Here is a 26,258-nt window from a genome sequence, read left to right as displayed (position 1 = left end):
GCGCTGACGACTCACTTGCGATGGCCAGTCGCATGGAAATCCGAACTCGTCCCCACATGGCCCACAACCAGCACACCCACCAGCACTATGGGGTGGACAACAGTCCTACTCACCGACGGGTGGGCATACTCTCCAATGAACTACAGCGGCCACAGTTCCCAACTGACCGAGGCACTCGCCCATACTTGCGGGACACCAACAGAACGAGAACATCTCACCGCCCAAATCCCTCGCCATAATCTCAACACCGAATGGCAGCTGCTCCCGGACGAAAACTGGACAGAAACTTCGGAAAAGCTCCCCGGCACTGACATACGGCCCATGCGGCCATGACACACCCGCATAGACACTCGCGCCACCGACGTTCTGCTTCCGCAAACGTCCGCCTCTGGACCCTTCAGACACCTCCATCACAAACGGCACTCACTGCGACAAAAACTAGGACCATATGATGCCCGCCAGAAATCCCTTTGAACAGGCTCGATTCAGCCTGCGTAACGGAGGAGCCATCGCAGCGTCCTCACGATTTGCACCTATCGCTCACGCCTTCCTCATCCGACATCTCCAACACCTTGAAAATCCCAGCCTCGACGAGCTCACGGAAAGAATCACTCAATTCGCTTCCCGCCCACGGCCATACCTGCCTGATGAATCATTCGGACAACCATATGCGGGAACGCCACAACAGGATGTCGAATGGTGCTGGATCAACCCCAACAGAGTGCTCCTGAAGGAACCAGGAACACAATCATTCATCCATGACGCGAGCGACCGCGCCCACTACGCCAGCCAACCCCAACGTGGCCCCTCCCCTGACAGGGTCACAGGAATCGCGGAATTTGCACGGCGCATCGCCAGTGAGCACGGCGAAGAACGTGGCCTCCACACCCTGCTGGGAATTGGTGAGGACGGTGCGATCTCTGATGACGGAGTCTTACGCATCAATGTCGACGGCTTCGCATCACCCCTCGGTGACATATTCCGCATTAATGGCAACGGCAACCACCGTCTCGCTGCACTCGCCGCGTTAGAGGTTCCTTGTGTCCCCGCTGAAGTTGAGTGGCGTCGCGGCCCGTTCAGTACATCCCCGTGCCAAATTGACGAAGACTGCGACGAACGCATCGCTTACCGGACGCTCCTCCACACATTCGGGATTGCCTCCTACATCGATCCGACAAACTTCGCCGAAAATTACTCCGGAATAGTCACCGAGGACTGGCCGTTTCTCATCGACGACGCACATTCGGCGGCAGAGTCCTTAACAGCGTTGGAAGCCCTCGCCGGAGAACCGTACACATCATCAATTGGCCGGCTACCTCGTCACTTGTTCACCGATCCTGCAGCACTCATCCAGGCCGGCCGTAACGTCATACAACACCTATCCGACTTGGAATCAAATTTCGGAGTGCAACCGATCCGGAGCCCATCGGCTATAAAACGCGGTCCTATACGCTGGTTCTTCGACCGTCGTTGAGCATCACCAGCCACTAGCAGGGCAGCGAATACCGACGCTCTAAAAGGGGCGGGGGCTCTCCGCGAAGCAGTCGCAATCGTTCGGAGAACTACCAAAAGCTCGGCTTTCAATCTGGCGATTTGCCCCAAGATGGCGGCGGGAACGATGCCTTAAGAAAGTCCAAAGCCGGCTTCTTCAGTGACTGAAAAATACGATAGATTCACAGACAAGCAGCACCGTCGGAAACTGGAGTACCTGTGGCATCGCTTCTTTGGCCTATCAGGCGTTCTGCATTGGTTCACGACTGCCGAGGCGACGCAGTCCTGCCAGTTGAACGACCGCGTTTGCAGAAATTGTTCGACTCGTCATCACATCAAATCGCGATAATCATCGCTGACGACGAGTTCGAAGTGGACCGTCGCTCGCTTGTACTGCAGGAACTCCACCGCTAGCGTGAGAACCAACACCCACGGTTTACGCATCGCCACAGAGTAGAGAACCAAAATGAAACCGACGACCGCAATTAGTCTGGGATTGTTCGCAGCTTGGGCAGCGCACGACGCAGAAGAGCTGATTACGATGGCTCCAACGTCCCGCGGAGTCTTTCGCCAGTTGCCGAGGGGTCTCCCCATTCCGCGCTCACTTCGAGAACGCGGCCTATCGCAGAAACATGTCAATGTGTCGCTGTGTCTCATGGCCGTTCCCGTTGCACTGTCTGCTGTTGCGGGCATCAAGACCGACGGAAAATCCCCGTGGTTTCGCGGCGGACTACTAGCCTTCGGAGTCCATGGATTTACTCATATGACCAACAGTGTCGCAAAGCGCGGTTACACCACCGGGGTTGCCACTGCGCCAGTGATCGTCGTGCCATATTGGCTCTTGGCTCGATATGTCCTCCGACAACAGGGAGTCAACGGGTCCAATAAGAGAGTAAATGCCACTGCCCTCGCTGCCATTCCCCTCACACTCGGAGTCCACCTGATCTCAGCCGCGTTGCTTCGCGAAGGTTCCCTCGGGCCTGCGCTCCAACCCGAAGATGCCGAGAGGTGAAAACACCTCAATGCTCAGGTCGTCGGCCAACCCCAATAGCAACTGGAGACCAGCATTGATCCCCGACACACTACCGGAACCGTGCCGAATATCTTGAAAGCAAGAAACGACGAACCACCTGCTCTACGATAGGAGCCGGTTATTCAACTCGCAGCGAAGGTAAGCCTGGATTCGAAAGAGTCCATGTTGGTTCCAATGGGAGTTGCGCACACATACGCTGGAGGACCCCCGGAGTCCTTATTACGGCGACAAAGTGCCCTGAACGTGGCTCTTGTAACCCCGCCGAATCACACGTACCACGCTACATCGCCTGAAAATGGCCCATCGACACATCCGCGACAATCTATAGCAGCGGCATCAGCAGTGCCCCTACATGCAACATCACTCCCGAAGTGCTGGCTAGACTTTCAAATGCATTGTCATCAGTGAGGACCATGGGCGCACGCCCTTCCGAGTCGTTTCATTCGGCAGACAAACTGGGCCAAGCCTCCCCCAGCGCGCCACAAGTGCAACGTGTGCACATGGAATCCGAGTGCACGCATAACCGAACAGCCAATGTCAGACGAAGCTCTCGTAACCAGCGCTCAGCATCCAACACTTGACGACGCCGCTTGACGCCTTCGCGTATGCGTCGTTCCCTCTGCACTTCATCTCGCGGAACAACTGATCAACGCGCACATAGTTGAAAGGTGTCAGTTATAGGACCACCTGGCAATCGGTTCGTAAGGTTTGACAGAGTAAATCTGGAGGTTGCGCGTCGAACGCTAGGTCCAAACCTGGCGCTGCAGGCAGTCAATTGCAGGCACTCCGCCACCAGACCTGGATTCACACGATAGCCATGTAGCTACGAACAGACCAGAAAACGCAACTCGCCGCCAGTTCGCACTGTGTCCGACGCTGGACTCGGCTCAACCTAGGTCAGCTACTTGCCAGGTCACTTGTCGACTGAACTCTAGGAAAAATCGAAGCACATTTCGAGTATCCGTTTGGCCACTTGAGAACGAACGCTAGGCGATAACTTTCGGTTCCTACTGCTTACCAGACTAGCTGGAAAATTTGCTCGGCCTCATTGAGAGCGTGGCCACAGACACCCATAAAACCCGAGGTCAGAAGCACTTCCACGGTCGGCGCTCTACCATCTTTACATTCAGGTAACTTAACGACTTGTTTTGGAGTAACCATAAACTAGCACACCCCCAACTGCGGTAGTCCACATTCTCCGCATGCACAAAACCGTGCGGTCGGGGCTAACCAAATAACGTGCTAGCGTACAACTAAGTCAGATGCCTGACTTAGTTGTACACGACCAGACATGAGGAGAGAGGCATGGCTGATCGCCTCCTTCGGCTTTGCCTCGTAAACACCTGGAGCCAGCTCAAGATGAACAGCTGCACGACTCGTTGCCGACACGAGAATATTCGCGCCGAAGCAGTCGACCCCAAAGTTCCCCACAACAACATCGAATGGATCTCAACGTGACTGACGGACGGCGGCGCGCAGTGCTCTTCGCGGCAAGCATCGCCCAAATCATGATCGTCCTCGACTCGACTATAATCGTCGTCGCATTGCCCGAGGCCCAACTCGACCTCGGATTCTCTGAATCTGAAAAGCAATGGGCAATATCGGCCTACGCGATCGCGTTTGGAGCACTGCTACTAGCGGGCGGACGCATAGTCGAGCAAATCGGCGTGCGTGCATCATTCGCAGTTGGAGCAATCGGATTCGCTCTCGCCAGCGTCCTTGGTGGACTTGCAGACACCTTGTGGGTATTGCTCCTTGCCCGCGTGCTCCAGGGAGTCTTCGCTGCGCTCCTCGGGCCCGCAAACCTTTCAATGGTGGCAACCACTTTCGTCGAACCCAAGCTACGTGCTCGAGCGTTCGCAGTTTTCGGCTCCACTGCAGGGGCAGGAGCGGCCCTCGGGTTACTCCTCGGCGGTGTGCTCACGGAATACCTTGGCTGGAGGTGGTGCCTTTTCGTCAATGTCGTATTTGCCGTGATCTGTTTGCTGATGACTTCATCAGCACCGGGCCGCGCAAAGCGGGAAGAAGGACAGCGACCGACTGACGTGCTCGGTCTCGCCCTCGGTTCTCTCGCTCTGTTCTTTCTAGTGTTTGGTGTCTCCGAGGTATCCGAGAATGACTGGACCCACACACGCGTCATAGTTCCGTTGGCGGCCAGCGTTGTATGCATTGGACTCTTCTTGCTGCGCCTGATGCGCGCCAAAGAACCCATTGTTCCGCCGATACTTTTCAAACAGAGCCTGAGGATGATCGCGTACACAGCTGTCGCGTTAGTCGGATTCGCACAAATGGCATCATCACTCTATTTGTCCTACTTCCTCCAGGGGACCCTGAACATGACGGCGCTAGCCACCGGAGTCTCGTTGATACCACTTGTCGTTGGACTTGTCGTTGCAGCGGTTCTGAGTATGCGAATTCTCATGGTTCGGATTGGCCCCCGCTTCACTATCGCTCTGGGGCTCCTAGTTCAGTCAGCGGCGTTCACAGTCCTCATTGGGTTGCGTCCCACATGGAGCTATTCTCCGTGGATTCTGCTAGGTGTCACACTACTTGGACTGGGAATAGGCCTCATGATGGCACCCGCTGTATCGACCGCGACGGACCAGGTTCCAGCCGGGTTTAGCGGCGTCGCCTCATCCTTAACCAACACTGCCCAACAAGTCGGTGGTGCCATTGGTGTGGCTGCAGCGACAAGTTTCGCTTCCATGAGATTCGAAACTTACCTAGCTCAGCCCAATCAGCAAGTTGTGTCCCCTCCCTGGCCTGAATGGGCACAAGCCTATGCCTACGGTGATGGCTTCACCGCCCTGGCCATAATGTACGGCGCTGCGGCGCTACTTCTGGCAATCAACGCTTGCACTCGTCCCCGTTCGACCGCCCACATCACCAAGGTCGAAGCTACCCAACGGGCAAACTCTGCCCACAACTATGGAGTCCAACAATGAAGTACGAAGTTACCCCAAGCCAGCGGGGAATGGTTCTGCATCAGGCCGTTCACCCTACGGACAACTCTTTCGATTTGGCATTCATTTGGAAGGTGACCGGAAGAGTTGATCGAGATCGGCTCCGCGCCGCGATTGATCATGTCGTCGGTGACATGACCGCATTTCGTACCTCATACTCGACCGTTGGTGGTCAGTTGCTCGCACACGTAAATGACGGGTTGTCCGCCACGACCACACTCGATATACCGAATGGTTTATCGACCGCTCAAACAGAGGCCTGGATTCAGAATTATCTGGGCCGCAAGATTGATGGTGGACCGTACGACCTATCGGCGGAGTGCCAGATGCTCTGTGCCATCGGTTCGACAGAAGATGCCACGTATGTTGCGGTCCACACAGCTCACATCGCAGGTGATGCTTACTCGTGCTATGCGATGCTCGATGCCATGTCGGCGTGCTACGACGCCGATGACTCCCAGTGGGCGTCGATCACACAGAGGCTCCGCGAACACCCCGGGACAGTCAAGTTGGTCGAACCTGGGGAATCTGAGCTCGCCGCACTCTCATCCCTGTATGACGATGTTGAGTCGTTTTCCAATGATGCGATTACAGCGGCAAGGACCCGTGGCCGTATCACCGGTCAGCGGACCAGCTTCCAAGTTCCGCACCAGGTAGTCGAGAACCTGCGTGGCTCGGAGGCATTCTCAGAGTTTGGCACCGTCGCGGTGCTCTACGCTGCGTACGCGTCTCTCATTCACCGGGTATCCTCCAGTGATGATTTCACCATCGGTATCCCGATCGCCGACCGCTCTGGAGTGACCGGAAAGTCTGCCAGTGGTTTCTTTGTCAATACACTGCCATTACCTTTGCACATCGATCAAAGTACGACGTGGCGCGATCTGTTGACTGCTGTCAAGCGGGGGCTTTCCGTTCTCCAGAGATCAAAATCCGTCTATCCTCTCACCCTGCATCAAGAACAGGTCTGCCCGCAGACGATCAACCACACTCTAGACAACGCGGTAACTTACTATCGCCAAGAGCTCAAACCCAACTTCTCCGGGTGCACGTCGACGTCGATTCCCGTGGAACGGTCGACTGTTCCCTACCCCATCATGGTCACCTTTGCAGATTCGTCCGACTCAATAGCCATTGAAATGTCGCTATCAGACGGGTTAGGGGACTCTGGTTTAGACAAAGTACTTATTGAAGACCTTGGAGAGATCGCCAATGCTCCTTCGTCGACCATAGTCAGACCCGACTACGTTGCAATCGACGATTTCACTCCTATCGAGGAACCCACACAGTCTGAATCGGTTTGGAGTCGCCTTCAGGACCTCGCAAATCGTCAGCCCGAAAAGATCGCGATTCGCGCCGAGAGGGACTTGACCTACCGTGAACTCACTTCGGAGGCTGCTCATCTCGCAACATCCCTGCATCAACTCGACGCCTCCCAGCATGTCGTTCTCAGCACACCTAAGTCTGCTGATGCAGTAGTCGCGTTCATTGGGATCATGGCATCAGGCAGAGTCTGCGTTCCGATTGACCCGACCACTCCAGCAGCACGGTTCCAACACATCGTTGATACCATCAGCGCTCAGAACTCCGCCGAAGTCACGGTGCTAGTCGATCGTACAGAATCTCATCGTGCATCTGTCATCTCAGCGTGCAAGCTGACGACGGTTCACAATCTACTCGCCAGATCTAACGACGGAGCTGAGTCGTTTGCCAGGAACGACATCGCATATGTCATTTTCACTTCCGGTTCGACCGGGCGGCCGAAGGGCGTCGAGGTCAAGCACAGTGGAATGTTGCCGCTGTTTGACGGCGTCATCTCAACGATGTGCCTGTCAAAGGATGACACTTGGATCTGGCTTCACTCGTCAAATTTCGATTACTCGATCTGGGAGATCTTTTGCCCGCTATCTCTCGGCGCTACATTGTCGATCCCTGACGCTCAAACACAGAGCGATCCGCTCGCGCTGGCCAACCACCTCCGCGATCACGCGGTTACAGTTCTTTGCGAAACGCCCGCAGGGTTGAAGCGTTTCACCCGAGTCGTAGACGACCATCCATATCTGTTCACGACTATTCGGGTCCTCACAATTGGCGGCGAAGCGTTCAGTGCGAGCGAGCTTGCGCCGTGGCGGAAGCTCATGTTTGCGGGGCTCAGTGCTTTCAACATGTATGGGCTCACGGAGAACACCGTCGTTGCAACTGTCCTCCCTATGGACCTAGTGGAACCCGACAATTCTACAAACTTAATCGGCTATCCAGTCGACAGTCTCTCTGCAATCTGCATCGACCGATATGGGCGGCTCAGTCGACCTGGAGTTTCCGGAGAACTCTACTTAGCCGGAGCAGGGATCGCTCGTGGCTACCTTGGCCTCCCCGACGAAACTAGATCACGGTTCAAACTTCTCCAAGAATCCGATGGAACCGTCCGCCGATGGCTAGCTACCGGCGACCTTTGTCATATGACCGATCAAGGTTTGGTTTATCACGGTCGTATCGATAACCAGATACAGCTTCGTGGCTTCCGCATCGAACTTGGCGAACTAGAAGCGACAGCCCTGTCATTAGATGCAGTGAAGTCAGCGATCGCAGTCAAGATCGATTCGGTCGATGGTGACTTTCTTGCACTTTGGTTTGTCGGCGAAGTGCCCGAATCGAGCCTCAGAGCGCATCTGAGAAATCAGTTGCCTTCATACATGGTGCCGGCCGTCATCGTAGCAATAGAAGAACTGCCAACGACGATCAACGGCAAAACTGACACTTCGGCACTGATCGACGATCTGAAAGAGAACACATCCCCAGTTCATACTTCGGAAGCGAAGACGGAGACAGCTGCCAATTCGCTGGAAAGCGAGATTTGCCGGATCTGGTCGGAGGTCACGGGACATCCAGACGTGGCACCAACAAGCCGTCTATTCGACATCGGAGGAACGTCCCTAGACGCGGTCGAAATCACGCGCAGGCTCAACGAACTTCCTCACCCCGTTGAGTTGGATGTCGTCGACCTCTTTGAATACACCACACCAGCAGAACTAGCCGCCCACGTAGGCGCACCAAAGACTAAGGAATACACATCATGACTGATACACCAATGGCTATCACGGGAATCGGTTGCAGACTCCCCGGCGCCAACAGCGTCGACGAATTCTGGGAACTCATCCGCAGCGGAAGGAACACTTTCACCACTATCCCAACGGCCACCCCAGCCGAAGACCACGTCCCGGTGACCTCCTGTCTAGACGAACATGACAGATTTGAACCCGAGTTCTTCGGAATCACTTCTCACGACGCTCTGGTCATGGACCCACAGCACAGAGCACTTCTTGAAGCCGCGTGGAATGCACTTGAAGACGGTGGCTATACAGCGGCGACTGAGAATCTTCGCATCGGCGTCTTCGCTTCCGTGAGTAACAGCACGTATCTCAGCGGGCCGCTCACACGATCCGGCAAATGGGACGAATCAGATCCCAACTATTCCATCATGCTTGGCAACGATAAAGACTTTGCTGCAACCCGTGTAAGTTTCGTTCTCGGTCTCACCGGCCCCGCGATGTCCGTCCAATCCGCGTGCTCAAGCTCTCTATCGGCGTCTCAGATTGCCTGCCAATCACTTGAAACTGGGCAATGCGACATCGCCATAGTCGCAGCAGCAAGTATTGCATTGCCCTTCCTCAACGGATACCTCGCCAAGTCCGGCAGCATCTTTAGTCCGAGCGGAACGTGTCGCCCATTCAGCGACTCTTCCGATGGCACAGTGAAGGGCAACGGAGCTATCGCCGTCGTGCTTAGACCAGCGGCTATGGCGCATCAGCACAACGACCGAGCGTATGCGCAAATTTCAGGCTGGGGTATCAACAACGACGGTTCGCGCAAAACTGGCCTTGCAGCACCCAGCGTCAATGGTCAACGAGAGGCGGTTGAAAGGGCAGTCAACGATGCGGGAGTTGATTCGAGGAAAATCGGCTATGTCGAAACGCACGGAACAGGCACTAAAATCGGCGACCCAATTGAACTGCGTGCCCTCGTCGACGCCTACAGCCTCGGCAAGAATGCAAGCCACTCTCGCCCCTATTTGGGCAGTCTCAAATCAACCATGGGACACCTCGACGCTGCAGCAGGACTAGCTGGACTAGCCAAAACTGCGCTTGTGCTCCACCACCAGGTGGTACCGCCACTTTCCGGCTTCTCAGGACCTAACCCCCTCATCGGTTCCGCACTCGACAAAGTCATACTGCCGTCAACAGAAGTCGAACCATCGGCACCAATTGAGATAGCCGCGGTAACTTCATTGGGCATGGGCGGGACCAATGTACACGCCGTCCTCTCCCGTGTAGAACCCGTGTCGCCTCCTGCCCCCGGCAAGGAAGAACCGCGAACGGTGACGCTCAGCGCGCACTCAAAAGAATCCCTGGAGTCCTACGCTTCGAAGTTGGCCGCATGGATCGAACGTCATCCAGAAGCCTCCCTCGACCAAATTGCTGATACATTGATTCGCCGTCGACTGTTCGCCTTCAGAATCCAAATCGGAGCTGCCACTCGACATGAACTAGTCAGAAGACTTCGCAATCCCGCACCCGAGTTCGCAGAGGAACCAACAGACCACGTCCAAGGGTCGGGTTCACAGTCCCCGAAATGTTCTCCGCTCTCGTTGCCCCCATACCAGTGGACCCGTTCACGATACTTTATCGACACAGAGGAAACTGCAAAGCAGGAACCGCCTACGAGAACTCCCAAGGGCGAACGCACGACAATCGATCAATTGCAATCAGCGATGTTGACACAGATTCGTCACGTCCTCAATGACTCGACAATCAACCAGAACGACGATTTCTTCAACTTTGGCGGCGATTCGCTTGCCGCAATCGATCTCATCGACAAGCTGAAATCGGACTACCCATCTGCAGGTCTGAGTTTCGACGATTTGCAAAACCATGCAACGGCCGCGGAGCTCGGTGCACTTGTCCACGAGCGCATGTCCTCTACCTCACAGCATGAGCATCTCGAGAATATCGTCGTTCCCCTCTCACAACAACGTCCACGCAAACGGCTCTTCCTCTCCCATCCCGCCGGCGGTAGCGTGGCAGTTTACCGAGACCTAGCCCAGCGACTATCCGAAGATTGGGAAGTCACGGGGTTAAGTTTCCCACGACAGAAATTGGACGTAGCTAGTTCACTTGTCGATCTCGCTGCCGAATACGCCGAAGCGATTCGTGCAATCCAACCAACGGGCCCTTACCACCTCGGCGGATATTCGATGGGTGGAAACCTATCGATCGAGATCGCCAAAATTCTCGAAGCCGAGGGCCATAGAGTTCCAACGATCGTCATGTACGACTCCTATGCCACATCTGACTACATTGCAGGAGTGGATACCGAGCAGGAGCCGAACGAGATCATGGATATACTCAAGCGCTACCTGCCCTCCAACCTTGCCTACCTCGACGCCGTATCGACGTCCGGACGTGGGGACGGACAACGAGAGATCGATACTTTCCTACAAGTTTGGCGCCACAATCAGCAGGCATTATCCTCCTGGCGTCCTGATGGGACGCGAGTTTCATCGGACATTCTACTGTTCAAAGCTACCCAGCCTTTTCCTGCAGAGCTTGCCGAGGCAGTCGGGTTCACCCCCACCGAGCCCGAGTCGTGGCACAAATTCACGACTGGAAACCTCTCAGTTGAATTTGTTGATGCCAATCATTACACGCTGTTCGACGATCCTGATATCTCCGAGAAGATGGCAGTGAATACGGCGCAATTCATTTCGACCGACAGCCACCACACCCAACCAAACTCTGCGGCCCAACATCTAGTTCGCGCTGAAAGTGAGGCAAATACATGACGGCGACAACTCCGACAAATACACCCGTCCACACTGGCTATGCGGCACAAGCCGACCTGTTCGCTCAAGCCCGCTCAATCGCTTCGCCGCTCGAAACGCCTCCATTGGCGCAAATCATAGCTATCGATCTCGGCGATGGAGGCGCTAAACACATCGTCGACGTTCACGAGCGAGCATTTGAATCCACCGGAGCGGACGTGATGTCGACGATCCTGCCTTCGACAGTCAGCCAACACGAGCTCAATTCCACCATCGAGGCGGCAAATGCCAACAACTCGATCGACGGGATCCTTCTGCTCATACCTGTTCCGCCTCAGATTGACTTCGTTGAAGCCTTATCGCACATCGATCCGACCAAGGACATCGAAGGAGTACACCCAGCGCATGCAGTTCATCTGCTGTCCACTAGTACAACAGACACAACCACTTTGCCTCGCCGCCCAGTTGTCATGGATGCGTTCGTCGAGCTCTTCGCGCAGGCTGAAGTTTCGCTGACTAGGCCTAACCTCAACGTCACCATAGTCAGTGACGTGGAGATCATTGACAACAACCCCCTCGCCAACCTAATGGTCCGAGCTGCCGCAGCAGTCGTCTTTCCATCTACAGTGAACCTTTCACTCGTTACCCTTTCTAATAGCTCTACTCGATCAACTCTTCGCACTGCGGACATCGTCGTGGTCAGCCTATTGCGCCCCCGCTACCTCGACCGAGACTGGTTCAAGGAAGGTGCAGTAGTACTGGATTTTGCCCCGAATGTCATCGGCACGAAGACTCTGAAGAATGGCCGCCAAGTACCCGAGCTGTGCGGTGGAGTTAATGTCGATTCCGCGATCTCGATCGTATCGAAAATCTTTCCTATACCGTCCGGGATTGGACCGGTCATGCTGGGTGCCCTGGCACGGAATCTGGCAGAAAGCGCTCGGTACCGTCGTGCCCGTCTAGATGATTTGGGAGAGACCACAGTTTCGACGGTGCACGCAAGTGAGTAGGTCGATGGGGCAAGAACCATCGGCGAAGGCGCCAACGGCCCTGGACGATCGTTCACTTCGGCCCACTGGGCTCGTCGAAGTATCGTGGATTTCGTCGGCTGAAGTGCCAAGCACTGCTAGCGACTTCCTCGATGAACGAGAATTGCAGCGCTTAAGGAATATACAGAATCCGCAGGCGGCCAAAGACTATCTTGCTGCGCACTTTGCTGCACGAGTTGCCATCGGTGACCGCCTCGGGATCCGACCAAACGAAGTCCGCTTCACCATGAACGGATTGGAGTCCGGCGGTTCGGTCAAACCATTGATCGTGGGCACAAACCTCCAGTTCTCACTTTCACACTCGTCGGGGATGGGCGTTGTAGCTCTGAGCCATGCAGAATCGGTTGGTGTCGATTGCGAGCACCGTGAGCGTCGAACGAACCGGCAATTCCTCGACCGGATCCTGTCAGTCAAAGAAAAGGAGGTCCCCGTCCGTGTTCTAGAAGGTGGGACTCGTGCGGCCCTGACGGTATGGACGCGGAAGGAGGCCGCGCTCAAAGCACTTGGTATGGGGCTGCGGATTGACCCCCGCGATCTCGTTGTAGAAGCAGACCACGTCTTCCTCTATCCAGGTAGTTTGGCCGAGACCCAACTACCGGTGAGAACGAAATCGTTTCAGCTCGGTGATAGTCACATATGTGCCGTCACCATACTGTCATCGGATCTCCATGTCAGGGACACCACTGACGAATTGACCGCTTCAGTTCAACGGCTACGCAGTCACACGCGAAACCGAACCGTAGCGATGGTCCGATGATGATTGGACAGGTTCTGACATTCCTCGTTGTGGTCCTCTTCCTTATTCATGAGTTCGAGGAGATGATCATGGTCGCCCCATGGGTTCGCCGGCAAATGCGCATGGAATCAAGTCGAGCTCGAAACCACTACTTTGTTCACCGGTTCGCCGATGCATCACAAGCTGTAGTCGTCTTCATGATCGGCATTGAGTTCCTCATTCTCGCAGCGGTGGCGATCTTTGTTCTGATCACCGGTTGGTATGCCCTGATGATCGGCTTCCTTGTTCCCTACTCGTTACATCTCATCGGGCATATCAGCGAATGGTTCATCTACCGCTCATACACACCCTCACTGTTGACATCTGTGGTGACGCTCCCCCTCTGTGTGGCTACTGCATGGGGGCTCTACGTCGCTTCAGATTCCTCAATACTCGAAGTGGCTCTTTCAGCACTCGTGATGACAGTCCTCTTCGCGGTCAATTTCGCGATGATCAACGTCGTTGAGCCCAAGTCAATCGAATGGTTTCGTCAGTATGAAGCCCCCGAGCACGCGTGAAATCCCGAAACCAAAGGCGCAATCGCAACTCACAGTTGAGGTCTCTGGACTGTGTCAAGTTGTTTCGACAGGAGAACACTATTTCCTCAAGCAGCCCGGTCGGCTGCCGATGATTCCGTCTCGGTGCGATCGAAGAACGACTCCATCGCCCGGGCAGGGATCTCATAGCCCAACGCCGAGTGACGCCTCTTCCGGTTGTAGAACACCTCGATATACTCCGCGACCGCCAGCCGTGCCCTTGCGCGAGTAGCGAATCGCTGACGATGGAACATCTCATTCTTCAACGAAGCGAAAAACGCCTCCGCGACCGCGTTGTCCCAACACACCCCAGTCCTGCCCACTGACAAGCGAACCTGCATCAATCGTGCGACTTCGGCATACTCCGCAGAGGTGTACTGGCTGCCTCGATCCGAATGCGCTATTGCGCCCTCGGCAACGTATCCGCCCTGGTAGGCGACCTTAAGAGCATCGATGATCAGACTCGTGCGCATATGCTTCGCCGTCGCCCACCCCACCACCATCCGGGTCGTGAGATCGATGACCGTGGCCAGGAACAACCACCCCTCACCCGTCTTCAGATAAGTGATGTCGCTGACCAGATGCGTCGTGGGTACCGGCGGGTTGAACTCCCGCCGCACCAGATCCGCCCTGTCCTGGGCATCGGCGGCAGGGATCGTGGTTCGCTTCGTTGCCCGGGGTTGGACACCCGCGATCCCGAGCTCGCGCATGATCGCAGCGACCAACCCCAGCGAAACGGTGATCCCTTCGGCTGCGAGATCCTTGTGGATCCGGCGAATGCCGTAGACCTTGTTCGACGCCAACCACAGGGCGTAGACCCGGTCGGCGACGATCTGGCGGCGACCACGCCTGGACTCAGGGTCCGGTTCGGTGTCCTGCCGGTTCTTCCACGCATAGTAGCCGGTGCGCTCAATTCCCAGAATCTGGGTCATCAAGGTGACGGGGAAGGCGCCTTCTTCGGTGTGGATCAGCTCGTACTTCGCGCTCACGGCTGTTCCTTCGCGAAGAAGGCCGCGGCTTTTTTCAAGAACGCGTTCTCCTGCTTCAAACGAGCGATTTCCTTGGCCATCTCGGCCGGGTCATCACTGTTGGCGTCGGGAGCGCGTCGAGCTGATCCGGAGCCGGTTCCTTCAGTGCCAGTGGCCTTCGCGACCCACCGGCCCAGCGTCGACTCGTTGATGTCGAGGTCGCGGGCGACTTCGGCTCGGGACTTCCCGAGGTCGGTGACCATCGCGACGGCGTCGGCCTTGAACTCCGAGGTGAACTCTCTGCGGGGCCGCCGCGGGGATTGGCTGGTAGTCATGTGCAGCAGTTTCCTTTCATCGGGTTCTGCTGTCTACTCAAATCATGACACCCCACTCTACTCAAATGAAACCAGGGAAAGGAGCACCATGGTATTACCCAGTACGATGCAAGGCGCCCAATACTTCCACTACGGACCACCGTCAGTGCTTCAAGTCAATGAAGTAAACCTACCCGCTCCCGGCAAGACGGAAATTCTCGTCAAAGTCATAGCGAGCAGCGTCAATCGGGCAGATGCCATCGCCCGGGGCGGAGGAACACGTCTAACAAATGGGCTCCGGTTCCCCAAAGGCACCGGAGTTGATCTGCTCGGCGAAGTTGTGGCGCTAGGAACGAACGCACGTTCGCACCGCATTGGCGACTTAGTGTGGGGCTACGTCGGTATGGTGACGATGGGAAGAACCGGCACGGCCGCACAGTACGCCACGATCGACGAGAGGTCCGTGAGCTTCGCTCCTCAGGTCGAAGATTTGGAGGCAGCCGCCGCGCTACCACTAGTCGCCATGACGGCGCTTCAGGCGGTCCGCAATCGGCTCATGACTGCCGCCGGCGATCGAATACTCATCATCGGTGCCAGTGGAGGAGTGGGTTCTGCTGCAGTACAGATTTCTCGGTTCTTTGGTGCGAGTGTCTCAGCGGTCTCCGGAGCATCGCATCTCTCATTTTCCACTGAGCTAGGTGCCTCGGAATCGTTCTCTCACTCAGATCTTCCGTCTCCGAGCGAGGTGGAGCCCTTTGACAAGATTTTCGATTGCGCCGGAGTTAGAACGAGGTACTACCGTCAGTACTTGAAGCCTGGCGGCAAAATGGTCACTATCTCCCCTGGCGGCGCGCCTGCAGTCTTGACATCCCAATTCTCCTCAAAGCGCGTGTCGTTCATGCCAGTCAAAGTCGTCAAGGACGACTTGGCGTGGATCTCACGCGCAACCGAAGAAGGAGCGATACGTCCGATCATCGATCGACGATACCGACTCGATGAAATCGCCCGAGCTCACGAACACGTCGCAACTGCGCATACTCGGGGCAAGAACATCGTGATATCCACCCCGTAGCATCAATGCCCGCATCCGTAGCCCAAACTGCCAATCGGGCATCGGAGTTGGACGTCATGTCGCAGTGCCGTCCCTTCACAACGTACGATTATTCTAGCTAGGAACGGCTTCTAGTATTTTTGAAGGAGACTCTTCTGTCTGCCCAACCTCGTGGGGAAGCCACTCGGGCTCGCATCATTGAAGGTGCTGGTATCACCTTTAGCGATCTCGGGTATTCTGCTTCAACCTTTGAACGCATTGCCAACGCAGCCGATGTGAAGATGGGTTCCGTCTATTTCCACTTCAAGACGAAGTTCCTCCTCGCTCAGGCTGTCGTCGAAGAACAACATAAGCGAGCTCTCGGCATCATCACTGGACAGGATTTGCCGAAGTCAACAGCTACGGACACTCTGATAGGAGCGTCGCATAGAATGGCCGAGCTCCTTGTAGCTGACCCGATTGTGCGAGCAGGATTGCGGCTAAGCCTCGAAGACATTTCGCTGACTAACCCGACTCTTCCGTTTTACGAAGAGTGGACGGACGCGGCTGCAGCAATAGTGCAGGAGGGAATCGAGCAGAGAGAGTTCTCGAGCACTCTGGATGCACATGAGGTTGCAAGTACCTTGATTGGGTGCTTCATGGGAGTCCAACTCCTGTCGAATGCCCGGTCTCGTCGCTCGGACCTTCCGGAGCATCTCACTGCCATGTGGAATGTAGTACTTTCAGGACTCTCCCCACGAATCTCGGCGGAATCCACCGAGCGTATCGATTAGGTACTTTGAGATACCCGCCTCTGGACCAGCTCATGGTTTCCGAGCTTTCTGAAGACAGAGTTCTCATCTGGCGGACTCAAAGTATTAACTACCTGCAGGCCGGCGTTGATCTGAAGTTCTCGCTGAATCTCTATACGACAGTTGCGTGCTGAGCGCGGCTATCCGACAGCATTGGTAGGGCATCAGCTCATCGACGGCCCCTTCTGATCCGGCGGCACAATAATTCGCTGTGGAGCTCATCCTGAGTGGTGCTCTCACAATTTTAGGAACACTCCCGAGACCGGCTGAGCGCCTCAACGCACAGTCCCCCGTGTGCGTTATTTGATATTGAAAGATGGACAGTCGTGGACACTAATACCCAATCGACCTACCAGGACGAATATACGCTTGCGCTAGCACAGGGGCGCAACAGGTTTCTGCAGTCGGCGTTAGCACTGGTCATTGCTGTGCCGGCGCTAGCGCTAGGTCTCGTCGTCATAGTAGGAGTGCCAAGTACCACAAACCCTGATCCGCTCTCAATGTTCGGAGCTGGGTTTGGTGCGCTCAAGAAGGTCGTTCCCGCAGATGACTCCCTGACTGTCATTGCGTGCCTGGCTACAATATTTATCGCTCAAGCGGTTTCAGCCAGAAACCTCCACGAACGGATCAAAGACTTGCCCGATCTGTCCGACGGTGACAGTCGTGCGCTGGAAAATGGTGTTCGTCGCGCGTCGCAGCTTCAGTCGATGCTCACAGCAGCAGTTTCGTTCAGCATTCTCGGTGCGGCGGTATCAGTGGTGATTACCATCGTTGTTGCCGCAAATGGAGAAGTTGCCGCTTCCGTCGTATCGGGCCTCCTGAGCCTGCTCTTGATGCTCGAAATCGCTCAGCAAACCCAACAAGGTATTGATTTTGATCTCAGCCGAGTCGAAGCCTCACGGCATGCCAGAGAACGCGCTGCATACGAGCACGCCTTCCGGCCCCGTCGCTTCTCCCGAATCTTGTCTGGTACTTGGTATGTGTTCTTCTTCTTGACGCTTGCTATCCCATCGATCGCAGCGACTTGCGCAGGCTATCACCAGCTTGCATATAAGACTGCTCTTGCCTGCGTGTTTTCGTGGGGGTTCGGGGTCGCGATTTCAGTACTGTGTGTGCGCAGTGTATTTGGGATAACGCGACGAAGTCGAGTCACTGCGCGGGTGCTGGGTCCAACCTTGTTTACCATCTTCTGGATGGTGTCGGTCCAGATCACCCTCGTGTTCATGACGGATGCAGATCTCGAATCGAGGAGCATTCTCTGGATCTACGGCGTCACCTATTTCGTTGCCCTCGTCTTCGGGTGGTTGCGTGCATGGGGCGAATCAGGCTGGTCGGCCTTCGGCGTTTTTGGGCAACAGTACGTAAGAACACTGAGAGAAGCAGACGACTCGATCATTGCAAGTGTCTCCACGGAACCAAATTCCGGAAAGACATTGTTGCGGTTTTGCCTAGAGCTTCTTATCGTGCTGGCTCCAGCTGCTGTCATTGGGCTGTTAAATTTCGGGGCGGAGACAGCCTGGTATCCGGCACTCCTATCGGTCACAATACTGGTCGCTTCCGCAGCAGCACGATGGAGCGTATCGGTGGAACGCTGGACGGGCTACGTCGTCGCGATCCTGGTCATTGGCCTGATTGGTCATCAAGTATGGGAAACTCACAAATTCGGGCTGGAGTTGTCGATCATTTACTCTGCCATGATGATCCTGGCGGTGAGTCTTGTGGTGTGGAAACGAGAGCAGTACTGCCTGGGGTTTGGGTCTTTTCTCACCGTCGTCGATAGAGATTCAGTTATTCGCCGCCAAACGGACCTCAAGATTTTGGGCGCTACGACTGAGTGCACCGATGCTTCAGGAGATTCCGCCGGGCTCCCGCCCCGCCGCTAGTCGGTTGTGATCAGACAGCTCTTGACCCATGGGAAACTGCCGCTCAGTTCGGTCACATTCCTCGCGCTTCCCCTCCCGCTCAGATCGGCCGCCTCCAGCCCGGAGACCGCCCAACACCTCAACTTCTTCACCGAGGTCCCGCCGACCTTCGTGTCCAGCGCGGTTGCCCCCGTATCGACTACAAAGCGTTGAGTAGAAGGAACTTTCTCAAGGTTACAGTTGGCAGGGAATGAGTATCTATTTCAATGCGCCTTTAAGGGCTGCAGCACACGCCTCCACTCCAATGTCGACCCCCGTTGCGGCCAGCTGACCGCTGATCCCCCCGGGGTTCACGAGGTTGTACTCAACAATGTAGGGAAAGGCGAGGTCAATCCCGACATAGTTGATCCCATGCTCTTGGAGTTCACGGCCGGCTTCTTCGCATAGTTCTCGAGCTTCGTCGGATATCTCGAGCTCAGTTTCTATTCCACCGACTGCGAAGTTGCCCCGGAACTCCGATCCTGTGGGAGTCTTCTTGTAGCCGCCCACCACTTTTCCGCCTGCGACTATGACTCGATTCTCAGTGGCGGCCATTTCCGGAATGTATTTCTGTAAGAGCGTATATTGCTCAGCCTGACCATATGCTTCCCGAGTATGCATCTCATATTTCTGATAGGCGTTTCCAGTCGCGGATTGAACAAGCGCTGAGGTATTCGGGTCGTCGTTCCGCACCAGGAAGACGCCTGCACCACATCCGAGGTTTGGAGGTTTCAACACCCACGTGGCACTAGAATCTGAGGCGATTGCTTCTCTCACATCCGATTCGTGAAGGAGAACATGGGATCCGGCGAAGTGCGTCGAGGCACGTAGCCCGAGAACACCGATCTTGTTGTTGATGAAGAAGACCGATGAGGGCCGGTTGACGAAGGTGACACGTTGCTCAAGCACCCATAGAAGTTGGAAGAACTCACTTTCGCGTGATGGATGTGAATACTCGAGGAGCCACACTAGGTCGAAGTCCTCGCAGGATCTCACGACTGTCATGCGTGGGTGGGGGTCGCCCACTTTTCCTCCTTCAAAGGGTGAGGTATGTGCGACGACCTGGGTGTCTAGCAGTGACAATGTGTCAACATCACCGAGCACGACCTCGTGCCCGAGCTCTTGCAATGATCGCGGAATGAAGTAGTTATTGACGGGTTCGTAGTGCGTTCGCTGGAGTGTCAGGACGAGGATTTTCACGAGTTCACCTTCAAGTTTTGGAGTGCTTGCGTCAGGTCGTCGATCTTGTTTCCGGCCAGGATGACGTATGCGTGCCTTTCTACTGAGCAAGTAATGTCGCCGCGACTGTCTCTGTCCTTCAATATCTCGGCTTCCTTGACCATATTGTTTTCGTGCATCAGGTCAATCCATTGCTGGTCGGTGTGAGACCAACGCCGAAGATCTGGGAAGTGCACGGCTGCGTGTTCGCCGACTGGTTCAGATTCAGGTAGACGTTGGTTCTGCTGTGTGCGGAAGAGTATTTCAAAGGCCGAAGCGCCGACGCTCCATTTCATGAGATCAGCGATGTAATCTCCACCGACTCGCCCGTGAGCTGGGGTGTCATGATTTGAGTAGACAGCAGAACCCGATGAAAGGAAACTGCTGCACATGACTACCAACCAATCCCCGCGGCGGCCCCGCAGAGAGTTCACCTCGGAGTTCAAGGCCGACGCCGTCGCGATGGTCACCGACCTCGGGAAGTCCCGAGCCGAAGTCGCCCGCGACCTCGACATCAACGAGTCGACGCTGGGCCGGTGGGTCGCGAAGGCCACTGGCACTGAAGGAACCGGCTCCGGATCAGCTCGACGCGCTCCCGACGCCAACAGTGATGACCCGGCCGAGATGGCCAAGGAAATCGCTCGTTTGAAGCAGGAGAACGCGTTCTTGAAAAAAGCCGCGGCCTTCTTCGCGAAGGAACAGCCGTGAGCGCGAAGTACGAGCTGATCCACACCGAAGAAGGCGCCTTCCCCGTCACCTTGATGACCCAGATTCTGGGAATTGAGCGCACCGGCTACTATGCGTGGAAGAACCGGCAGGACACCGAACCGGACCCTGAGTCCAGGCGTGGTCGCCGCCAGATCGTCGCCGACCGGGTCTACGCCCTGTGGTTGGCGTCGAACAAGGTCTACGGCATTCGCCGGATCCACAAGGATCTCGCAGCCGAAGGGATCACCGTTTCGCTGGGGTTGGTCGCTGCGATCATGCGCGAGCTCGGGATCGCGGGTGTCCAACCCCGGGCAACGAAGCGAACCACGATCCCTGCCGCCGATGCCCAGGACAGGGCGGATCTGGTGCGGCGGGAGTTCAACCCGCCGGTACCCACGACGCATCTGGTCAGCGACATCACTTATCTGAAGACGGGTGAGGGGTGGTTGTTCCTGGCCACGGTCATCGATCTCACGACCCGGATGGTGGTGGGGTGGGCGACGGCGAAGCATATGCGCACGAGTCTGATCATCGATGCTCTTAAGGTCGCCTACCAGGGCGGATACGTTGCCGAGGGCGCAATAGCGCATTCGGATCGAGGCAGCCAGTACACCTCTGCGGAGTATGCCGAAGTCGCACGATTGATGCAGGTTCGCTTGTCAGTGGGCAGGACTGGGGTGTGTTGGGACAACGCGGTCGCGGAGGCGTTTTTCGCTTCGTTGAAGAATGAGATGTTCCATCGTCAGCGATTCGCTACTCGCGCAAGGGCACGGCTGGCGGTCGCGGAGTATATCGAGGTGTTCTACAACCGGAAGAGGCGTCACTCGGCGTTGGGCTATGAGATCCCTGCCCGGGCGATGGAGTCGTTCTTCGATCGCACCGAGACGGAATCATCGGCAGCCGACCGGGCTGCTTGAGGAAATAGTGTTCTCCTGTCGAAACAACTTGACACAGTCCAAGCTTCTATGAGTCGAGGTTGTCCTTCTTCGAGAATGAACTCAATGTGTGAGAGACCGGTTTGGTAGCCGGCATGGTCGAGGACTGTACGTACAGCGTCGAATAGACGATCGCGATGTTCGTCGGGAATCTGGGCTGGTTGTAGGTGCCCGGTCTCGACCAGCCCGTTTGTTCCTCCTGTGGTCTTCTCGGTCACCACCAGAGGCTGGTGGCTCCCTTCCCATGAGATGCTCTCTACTGAGTATTCAGGTCCGGCGAATCGTTGTTCGACTAGATATGAGTCAGGCGTGAGTTCTAGCGATTGAAGATCTTGTTCGGATTGAATGCTGTGCACGTCGCGGCTACCAGCCCCCGAATTAGGTTTGATTACAATGCCGTGGGGAGATTTTTCGAAGATGTTCCGAAGATCATTTTCTGGGTGAGCATCAAGGGCCGCCATTTGGTGCAAACGGGACTGATGCAGGGTTAGGTGACATCTAATCTGGCTTGTTCATAGGCAAGCCTGGAAGGATAGACACCATGCCACAGCCCTACCCGAAAGAATTCCGCGACGACGTCATCCGCGTCGTCCAGACCAGGGATTCCAAGACGACGATCGGACAGATCGCCAAGGACTTCGGAGTCCACGAAGGCACCATCAACAAATGGCTCCGCCAAGCAGAAATCGATGCCGGCAACAAACCCGGCAACACCAGCGACGAGTCCGCCGAACTACGAGAGATGCGTCGGCGCAATCGTCTGCTTGAGCAGGAGAACGAGGTCCTGCGCCGCGCGGCCGCGTATCTGTCACAGGCGAATCTGCCGTCAAAAGGCTCTACCCGCTCGTGAGAGAGCTCGCCGCCGACGGGATCCCCGTGGCGGTGTCGTGCCGGGTCTTGAAGCTCTCCCGCCAGCCCTACTACCGGTGGCTGGCAGCACCCATCCCTGAAGCAGTCGTCATTGAGGCATATCGGGCCGATGCGCTCTTCGATGCCCACCGCGATGATCCCGAGTTCGGGTACCGATACCTCGCCGACGAAGCCGAAGCGGCCGGCCAACCCATGGCGGCACGCACTGCGTGGCGGTTGTGTTCGGCCAATGACTGGTTTTCCGCCTTCGGTAAGGGCCGGGCGAAGAACGGGAAGAAACCCGGCCCACCCGTTCACGACGATCTGTGCGCGGTTGTCGATGCCGACGGGCGGACCAGGCACGAGTTTCGAGCTGATGGCCCGAACCAGCTGTGGTTGACCGACATTTCGGAGCACCATACGAATGAGGGCAAGCTGTACCTCTGTGCGGTCAAGGACGCCTACTCGTCGAGGATCGTTGGCTATTCGATCAGCTCGAGGATGAAGGCCCGGTTGGCTGTCGATGCCCTCGAGATGGCTGTGACCAGGCGGGGTGACGTGGCCGGATGCGTGACCCACAGCGACCGCGGCAGCCAATTCAGATCGAAGAAATTCACTCGGGCTTTGGCCTGTCACGGCATCATCGGGTCGATGGGACGAGTAGGCGCAGCGGGCGATAACGCGGCCATGGAATCGTTCTTCGCCCTGTTGCAGAAGAACGTTCTCGACCGTCGCCGGTGGACCACTCGCGACCAGTTGAGAATCGCGATCGTGACCTGGATCGAGCGGACATATCACCGACGTCGCCGACAAGCCCGGTTGGGTCGATTGACACCAGTAGAGTACGAAGCAATCATAGAGCCAGCTGCTCTCGCAGCTTGACACTCAAACTGTCACCTTTCTTTGCATCAGTCCCTTCACGATCCGCCGCATCGATCGCGGACGCGAACAGCCCCACGATCCAGCGATCCACGCCGTCGCGCACGCCCTGCTGACGAAGGACTCTTCGAGCCACGTCATGAACAGCTTTACGTGCTGAGATAGCTGCTGGATACCGGGGGCTTCAGACCGCTCCTACACTCTCTTTTACGATGAGCCTCTATTGTTGGTGATAGTCTGACGTTAAGGTCCGTAAGAGGAATTTGCGAGAAGATGGCGGAAGAACACGAAGTTCTCACAACAGAGGAGGCTGCCGCGTTGCTACGGGTCAGCACCAAGACCGTGCTCGCGCTTGCCCGCGAAGGCTCCTTGCCTGGCGAGAAGGTCGGTCGTGCCTGGCGCTTTCTCCGCGGCGACGTCATCGCATTAGTTCGAGGCAGCAAGGCCAGTGAGACAAGGCTGGAGGACTGAGTGACAGCACGAGATAAGGTCCACATGTCCCTTGCCGAACGAGGCTCTCTCGTTGAGTGGAGGACGACATGATCGACATGTCTACGTGGGAAGAGCTATTCGTCGACGTTGTGAACGACGTCCGACTCGACCCGCGAAACGTCCGACTCGACATCCCCGAGGGAGTCCCGGAATCCGACATCGTTCAGGACTTGTTCAGCAACGAGAAGGCACTTAGTCTCGTCGAAGGTATTGCCAAGGTCGGACTGTTGACACACGAGGTCCCCATCGTCCTGGAGCGTGACGGTCAACTGATCGTGGTCGAGGGAAATCGACGCGTGGCCGCACTGAAGGCCATCCAAAACCCCTACCTCGCACCCGATCACCAAGCGCGCATCGGAAAGCTCGCCCAATCGGTGCCCGATCGTGCCGCGATCCGTCGTATCGCCGTCAAGAGAGCGCCTTCGCAAGACGATGCCGACCAACTCGTAGCAGCACTTCACACCGGCACTCAGCGCGTGGCGTGGGGCCCTGCCAGGCAAGCCGCGTTCTTCCAGGCGCAGCTCGACGCCGGCAAATCGCCGGACGACCTGATCACCCGGTATCCAACGATCGACGTCCGGAAGTTCATCACGCGGAGCAAGATTCTCGAACTGTTTCGCACCGTCACTTACGACGACCCCTCATTGGGCGACTACGCGCGCAAACGTCGCTTCCCAGTGTCGACCCTCGCGCGCCTCTACGAGAACGAGAAGTTCCTCGACCTCGCCGGAATCGACATTCAGAACGGCACAGGAGAAGTCTCCCTCGTCTCAAGCGCCAGCTTGTTCAAGCGAATCGCGACAAAGATCGTGAGCGACATACGCGACGGCGTGATCAACACTCGCACCCTTAACAAGACCTCAAGCGACCGTTACATCGAGTACATGGACGCCCTACGCGACCTAGTCGATGAGCGCGGAGACGACGAGCCCGCCAACGGCGAGTCGTACAGCACACACTCCGACGTGTCGAACTCCCCGGCGAACGGAAGTCAACGCTCTGGCTCCGACGGTCAGGACCAGGGAACGCACGCTCGTGACGGCGCAGGTAGCGACTCTCCGGGATCGAACGACACTGGACGGGACAAGCCGAAGCCGCTTCCGCGGAAGAGGAACTACCTCTCCACCGACAACCTAACGGTCCCCACGTCGTTCCCCGCTTCAATACACGAGATCGTCAAGGAACTATCGGCGATCAACATCCAGCGCTTTCCAAACGCGACGCTCGATCTACTGCGAACCTTCCTGGAAAAGACGATCAAGGCCCACGCTGAGGTGCTCGGCGAGGAGATCAAAAAGAGCTCAAACGAACAAGGCTTCGTGTACCTCTCAAACTGCCTCGTCTGGCTCGAACAGCACTTTAAGTCCACCGGACAGACCGCATTCATCCAGCCCGTTCAGAAGATCCGGAGTGGACGCCACGGCTTTGTGGGCTCCAAAGCACATCTCGACGCTACGAACCATAACCATCACATTGTTGCTACACCCGACGACGTTCGTGAATGCTGGGCGACCATCGAAAGCGTCATGAAGGCGGTCCTCAAACCATGACTAAAACAGCGGCATCTGCGAGTAAACGAGTAACCATCTCACCGTTGCGTTACCCCGGCGGAAAAGGCCTGCTTTACTCGCGCCTGCGGACCATCATTCGAGAAAACGACCTCACCTCAAGCGTGTACGTCGAACCCTACGCAGGAGGAGCAGGCGCGGCTCTCGCACTGCTCGTCTCCGGTCAGGTTGAGCGAATCGCGATCAATGACCTTGATCCTGCCGTTTTCGCGTTCTGGAACGCAGTCGTGACTCAGCCTGACGAGTTCACCGCGCTGCTCAATAGTGTCGAGCTCTCCGTCGATGAGTGGGAACGACAGCGCGAAATCTATTTGACCTCCGCCCGTGATGACTACCTCACGCTCGGCTTCGCAACCTTCTATCTCAATCGAACCAATCGCTCAGGTGTACTGAACGGCGGACCCATCGGCGGGAAGGACCAGACAGGCAACTACAAGATCGACGCTCGATTCAACCGCGCAGGTCTAACCGAGCGTATCCGTCTGATCGCGTTGCACGCTGGCCGCATATCCGTGACCAACGAGGATGGCTTACGCGTCATCGAGCGGTACTCGGACCGCGATGACGCCTTCATCTATGCCGATCCGCCCTACTTCGAGAAGGCGGGATCGCTTTACCTCAATGCTTTCCGAGACTCCGATCACCGCGCTCTCGCCGGCTGCCTGAAAGACGTGCAACGGGCAAAGTGGATTCTCACCTACGACAATGTGCCTCAGGTCGCAGAACTCTACTCAGATCTGCGCAGGAGACTCTTCGCATTGAACTATTCGGCTCACCGCGTGATGAAAGCCAGCGAAATCATGGTGTTCTCGTCGGATCTAACTATTCCCGAAGAGATCGAGTCTGCCCATGCCGGCCTCGCGCATGCGGCAGACGCCCTTTTTGAAGGAGCACGCTGAGGTCGCAGCTCGACACACTTTAG

20 protein-coding genes are annotated in these 26,258 nt (G+C 56.4%); 16 read left to right on the top strand and 4 right to left on the bottom strand.

Features of this window, described 5'->3' with window-relative positions; genetic code table 11:
• Positions 1-448: 448 nt before the first annotated feature.
• The 8 genes from ACSE4D_RS10550 to ACSE4D_RS10515 all read left to right on the top strand — a co-directional run bounded on the left by ACSE4D_RS10550 (position 449) and on the right by ACSE4D_RS10515 (position 13,644).
• Complete coding sequence (locus ACSE4D_RS10550; protein ID WP_135448041.1) at positions 449-1,474, top strand: hypothetical protein; 1,026 nt, start codon at positions 449-451, stop codon at positions 1,472-1,474.
• A gap of 483 nt (positions 1,475-1,957) precedes the next feature.
• Positions 1,958-2,503: an HXXEE domain-containing protein gene (locus ACSE4D_RS10545; RefSeq protein ID WP_135448039.1), complete on the top strand. Its 546-nt coding sequence runs from the start codon at positions 1,958-1,960 to the stop codon at positions 2,501-2,503.
• A 1,463-nt stretch (positions 2,504-3,966) separates the two neighbouring features.
• Entirely contained in the window at positions 3,967-5,469 is a 1,503-nt protein-coding gene (locus tag ACSE4D_RS10540; protein ID WP_135448037.1) for an MFS transporter, read from the top strand.
• A complete protein-coding gene (locus ACSE4D_RS10535) occupies positions 5,466-8,561 on the top strand; it encodes an amino acid adenylation domain-containing protein (RefSeq protein ID WP_135448035.1) in 3,096 nt (1,031 codons plus the stop codon). Before ACSE4D_RS10540 ends, ACSE4D_RS10535 begins: the two co-directional genes overlap by 4 nt.
• Positions 8,558-11,323: a beta-ketoacyl synthase N-terminal-like domain-containing protein gene (locus tag ACSE4D_RS10530; RefSeq protein ID WP_135448033.1), complete on the top strand. Its 2,766-nt coding sequence runs from the start codon at positions 8,558-8,560 to the stop codon at positions 11,321-11,323. The genes ACSE4D_RS10535 and ACSE4D_RS10530 overlap by 4 nt, the downstream gene beginning before the upstream one ends.
• On the top strand, positions 11,320-12,312 hold the full coding sequence (locus tag ACSE4D_RS10525) for a bifunctional 5,10-methylenetetrahydrofolate dehydrogenase/5,10-methenyltetrahydrofolate cyclohydrolase (RefSeq protein WP_135448031.1): 993 nt from the start codon (positions 11,320-11,322) through the stop codon (positions 12,310-12,312). The genes ACSE4D_RS10530 and ACSE4D_RS10525 overlap by 4 nt, the downstream gene beginning before the upstream one ends.
• Complete coding sequence (locus tag ACSE4D_RS10520; protein ID WP_135448029.1) at positions 12,266-13,108, top strand: 4'-phosphopantetheinyl transferase family protein; 843 nt, start codon at positions 12,266-12,268, stop codon at positions 13,106-13,108. Before ACSE4D_RS10525 ends, ACSE4D_RS10520 begins: the two co-directional genes overlap by 47 nt.
• The gene (locus ACSE4D_RS10515) at positions 13,105-13,644 is read left to right on the top strand and encodes an HXXEE domain-containing protein (RefSeq protein WP_135448027.1); all 540 of its coding nucleotides are present in this window, start codon (positions 13,105-13,107) and stop codon (positions 13,642-13,644) included. Before ACSE4D_RS10520 ends, ACSE4D_RS10515 begins: the two co-directional genes overlap by 4 nt.
• 86 nt (positions 13,645-13,730) lie before the next feature.
• On the opposite strand, the gene ACSE4D_RS10510 is transcribed toward ACSE4D_RS10515, so the two are convergent.
• Positions 13,731-14,965 (bottom strand): IS3 family transposase gene (locus tag ACSE4D_RS10510; RefSeq protein ID WP_426936496.1). Its coding sequence is split into 2 segments (ribosomal slippage): positions 13,731-14,680 and positions 14,680-14,965, totalling 1,236 coding nucleotides; the frame shifts between segments, so codons are not numbered across the junction.
• Positions 14,966-15,053: 88 nt separating this feature from the next.
• On the opposite strand from ACSE4D_RS10510, the gene ACSE4D_RS10505 reads away from it, so the two are divergent.
• From ACSE4D_RS10505 to ACSE4D_RS10495, 3 genes are all read left to right on the top strand, one after another.
• On the top strand, positions 15,054-16,016 hold the full coding sequence (locus ACSE4D_RS10505) for an NAD(P)-dependent alcohol dehydrogenase (protein WP_135448025.1): 963 nt from the start codon (positions 15,054-15,056) through the stop codon (positions 16,014-16,016).
• Positions 16,017-16,135: 119 nt separating this feature from the next.
• Positions 16,136-16,768, top strand: coding sequence for a ScbR family autoregulator-binding transcription factor (locus ACSE4D_RS10500; RefSeq protein WP_425120604.1), 633 nt, complete (start codon positions 16,136-16,138; stop codon positions 16,766-16,768).
• 344 nt (positions 16,769-17,112) lie between these two features.
• Positions 17,113-18,669, top strand: coding sequence for a hypothetical protein (locus ACSE4D_RS10495; protein WP_135448021.1), 1,557 nt, complete (start codon positions 17,113-17,115; stop codon positions 18,667-18,669).
• Positions 18,670-18,906: 237 nt separating this feature from the next.
• On the opposite strand, the gene ACSE4D_RS10490 is transcribed toward ACSE4D_RS10495, so the two are convergent.
• Together ACSE4D_RS10490 and ACSE4D_RS10485 are read right to left on the bottom strand one after the other, a co-directional pair.
• Positions 18,907-19,887: an ATP-grasp domain-containing protein gene (locus ACSE4D_RS10490; RefSeq protein ID WP_135448019.1), complete on the bottom strand. Its 981-nt coding sequence runs from the start codon at positions 19,885-19,887 to the stop codon at positions 18,907-18,909.
• Positions 19,884-20,201, bottom strand: coding sequence for a hypothetical protein (locus ACSE4D_RS10485; RefSeq protein WP_436325926.1), 318 nt, complete (start codon positions 20,199-20,201; stop codon positions 19,884-19,886). Before ACSE4D_RS10485 ends, ACSE4D_RS10490 begins: the two co-directional genes overlap by 4 nt.
• Before the next feature lie 94 nt (positions 20,202-20,295).
• On the opposite strand from ACSE4D_RS10485, the gene ACSE4D_RS10480 reads away from it, so the two are divergent.
• A protein-coding gene (locus tag ACSE4D_RS10480) for an IS3 family transposase (RefSeq protein ID WP_425120641.1) occupies positions 20,296-21,530 on the top strand; the annotation gives its coding sequence in 2 pieces (ribosomal slippage) (positions 20,296-20,581 and positions 20,581-21,530; 1,236 coding nt in all).
• Here ACSE4D_RS10480 and ACSE4D_RS10475 read toward each other — a convergent pair.
• Entirely contained in the window at positions 21,449-22,009 is a 561-nt protein-coding gene (locus ACSE4D_RS10475) for an ATP-grasp domain-containing protein (protein ID WP_436325925.1), read from the bottom strand. The genes ACSE4D_RS10480 and ACSE4D_RS10475 overlap by 82 nt on opposite strands.
• 80 nt (positions 22,010-22,089) lie before the next feature.
• Here ACSE4D_RS10475 and ACSE4D_RS10470 point away from each other — a divergent pair.
• From ACSE4D_RS10470 to ACSE4D_RS10455, 4 genes are all read left to right on the top strand, one after another.
• A protein-coding gene (locus ACSE4D_RS10470; protein WP_370035633.1) for an IS3 family transposase occupies positions 22,090-23,279 on the top strand; the annotation gives its coding sequence in 2 pieces (ribosomal slippage) (positions 22,090-22,374 and positions 22,377-23,279; 1,188 coding nt in all).
• A 270-nt stretch (positions 23,280-23,549) separates the two neighbouring features.
• Entirely contained in the window at positions 23,550-23,747 is a 198-nt protein-coding gene (locus ACSE4D_RS10465; RefSeq protein WP_425118897.1) for a helix-turn-helix domain-containing protein, read from the top strand.
• Positions 23,748-23,815: 68 nt separating this feature from the next.
• Positions 23,816-25,318, top strand: a complete 1,503-nt coding sequence (locus ACSE4D_RS10460; RefSeq protein ID WP_425118898.1) for a hypothetical protein — start codon at positions 23,816-23,818, stop codon at positions 25,316-25,318.
• Positions 25,315-26,235: a DNA adenine methylase gene (locus ACSE4D_RS10455; RefSeq protein ID WP_425118899.1), complete on the top strand. Its 921-nt coding sequence runs from the start codon at positions 25,315-25,317 to the stop codon at positions 26,233-26,235. The genes ACSE4D_RS10460 and ACSE4D_RS10455 overlap by 4 nt, the downstream gene beginning before the upstream one ends.
• Positions 26,236-26,258: the final 23 nt, after the last annotated feature.

The sequence above is a fragment of the Brevibacterium sp. FAM 27836 genome (genome assembly GCF_051351055.1).
Lineage (GTDB): Bacteria > Actinomycetota > Actinomycetes > Actinomycetales > Brevibacteriaceae > Brevibacterium.
The sequence above is the reverse complement of the archived record's forward strand: the minus strand, read 5'-3'. Positions and strand labels throughout refer to the sequence as shown.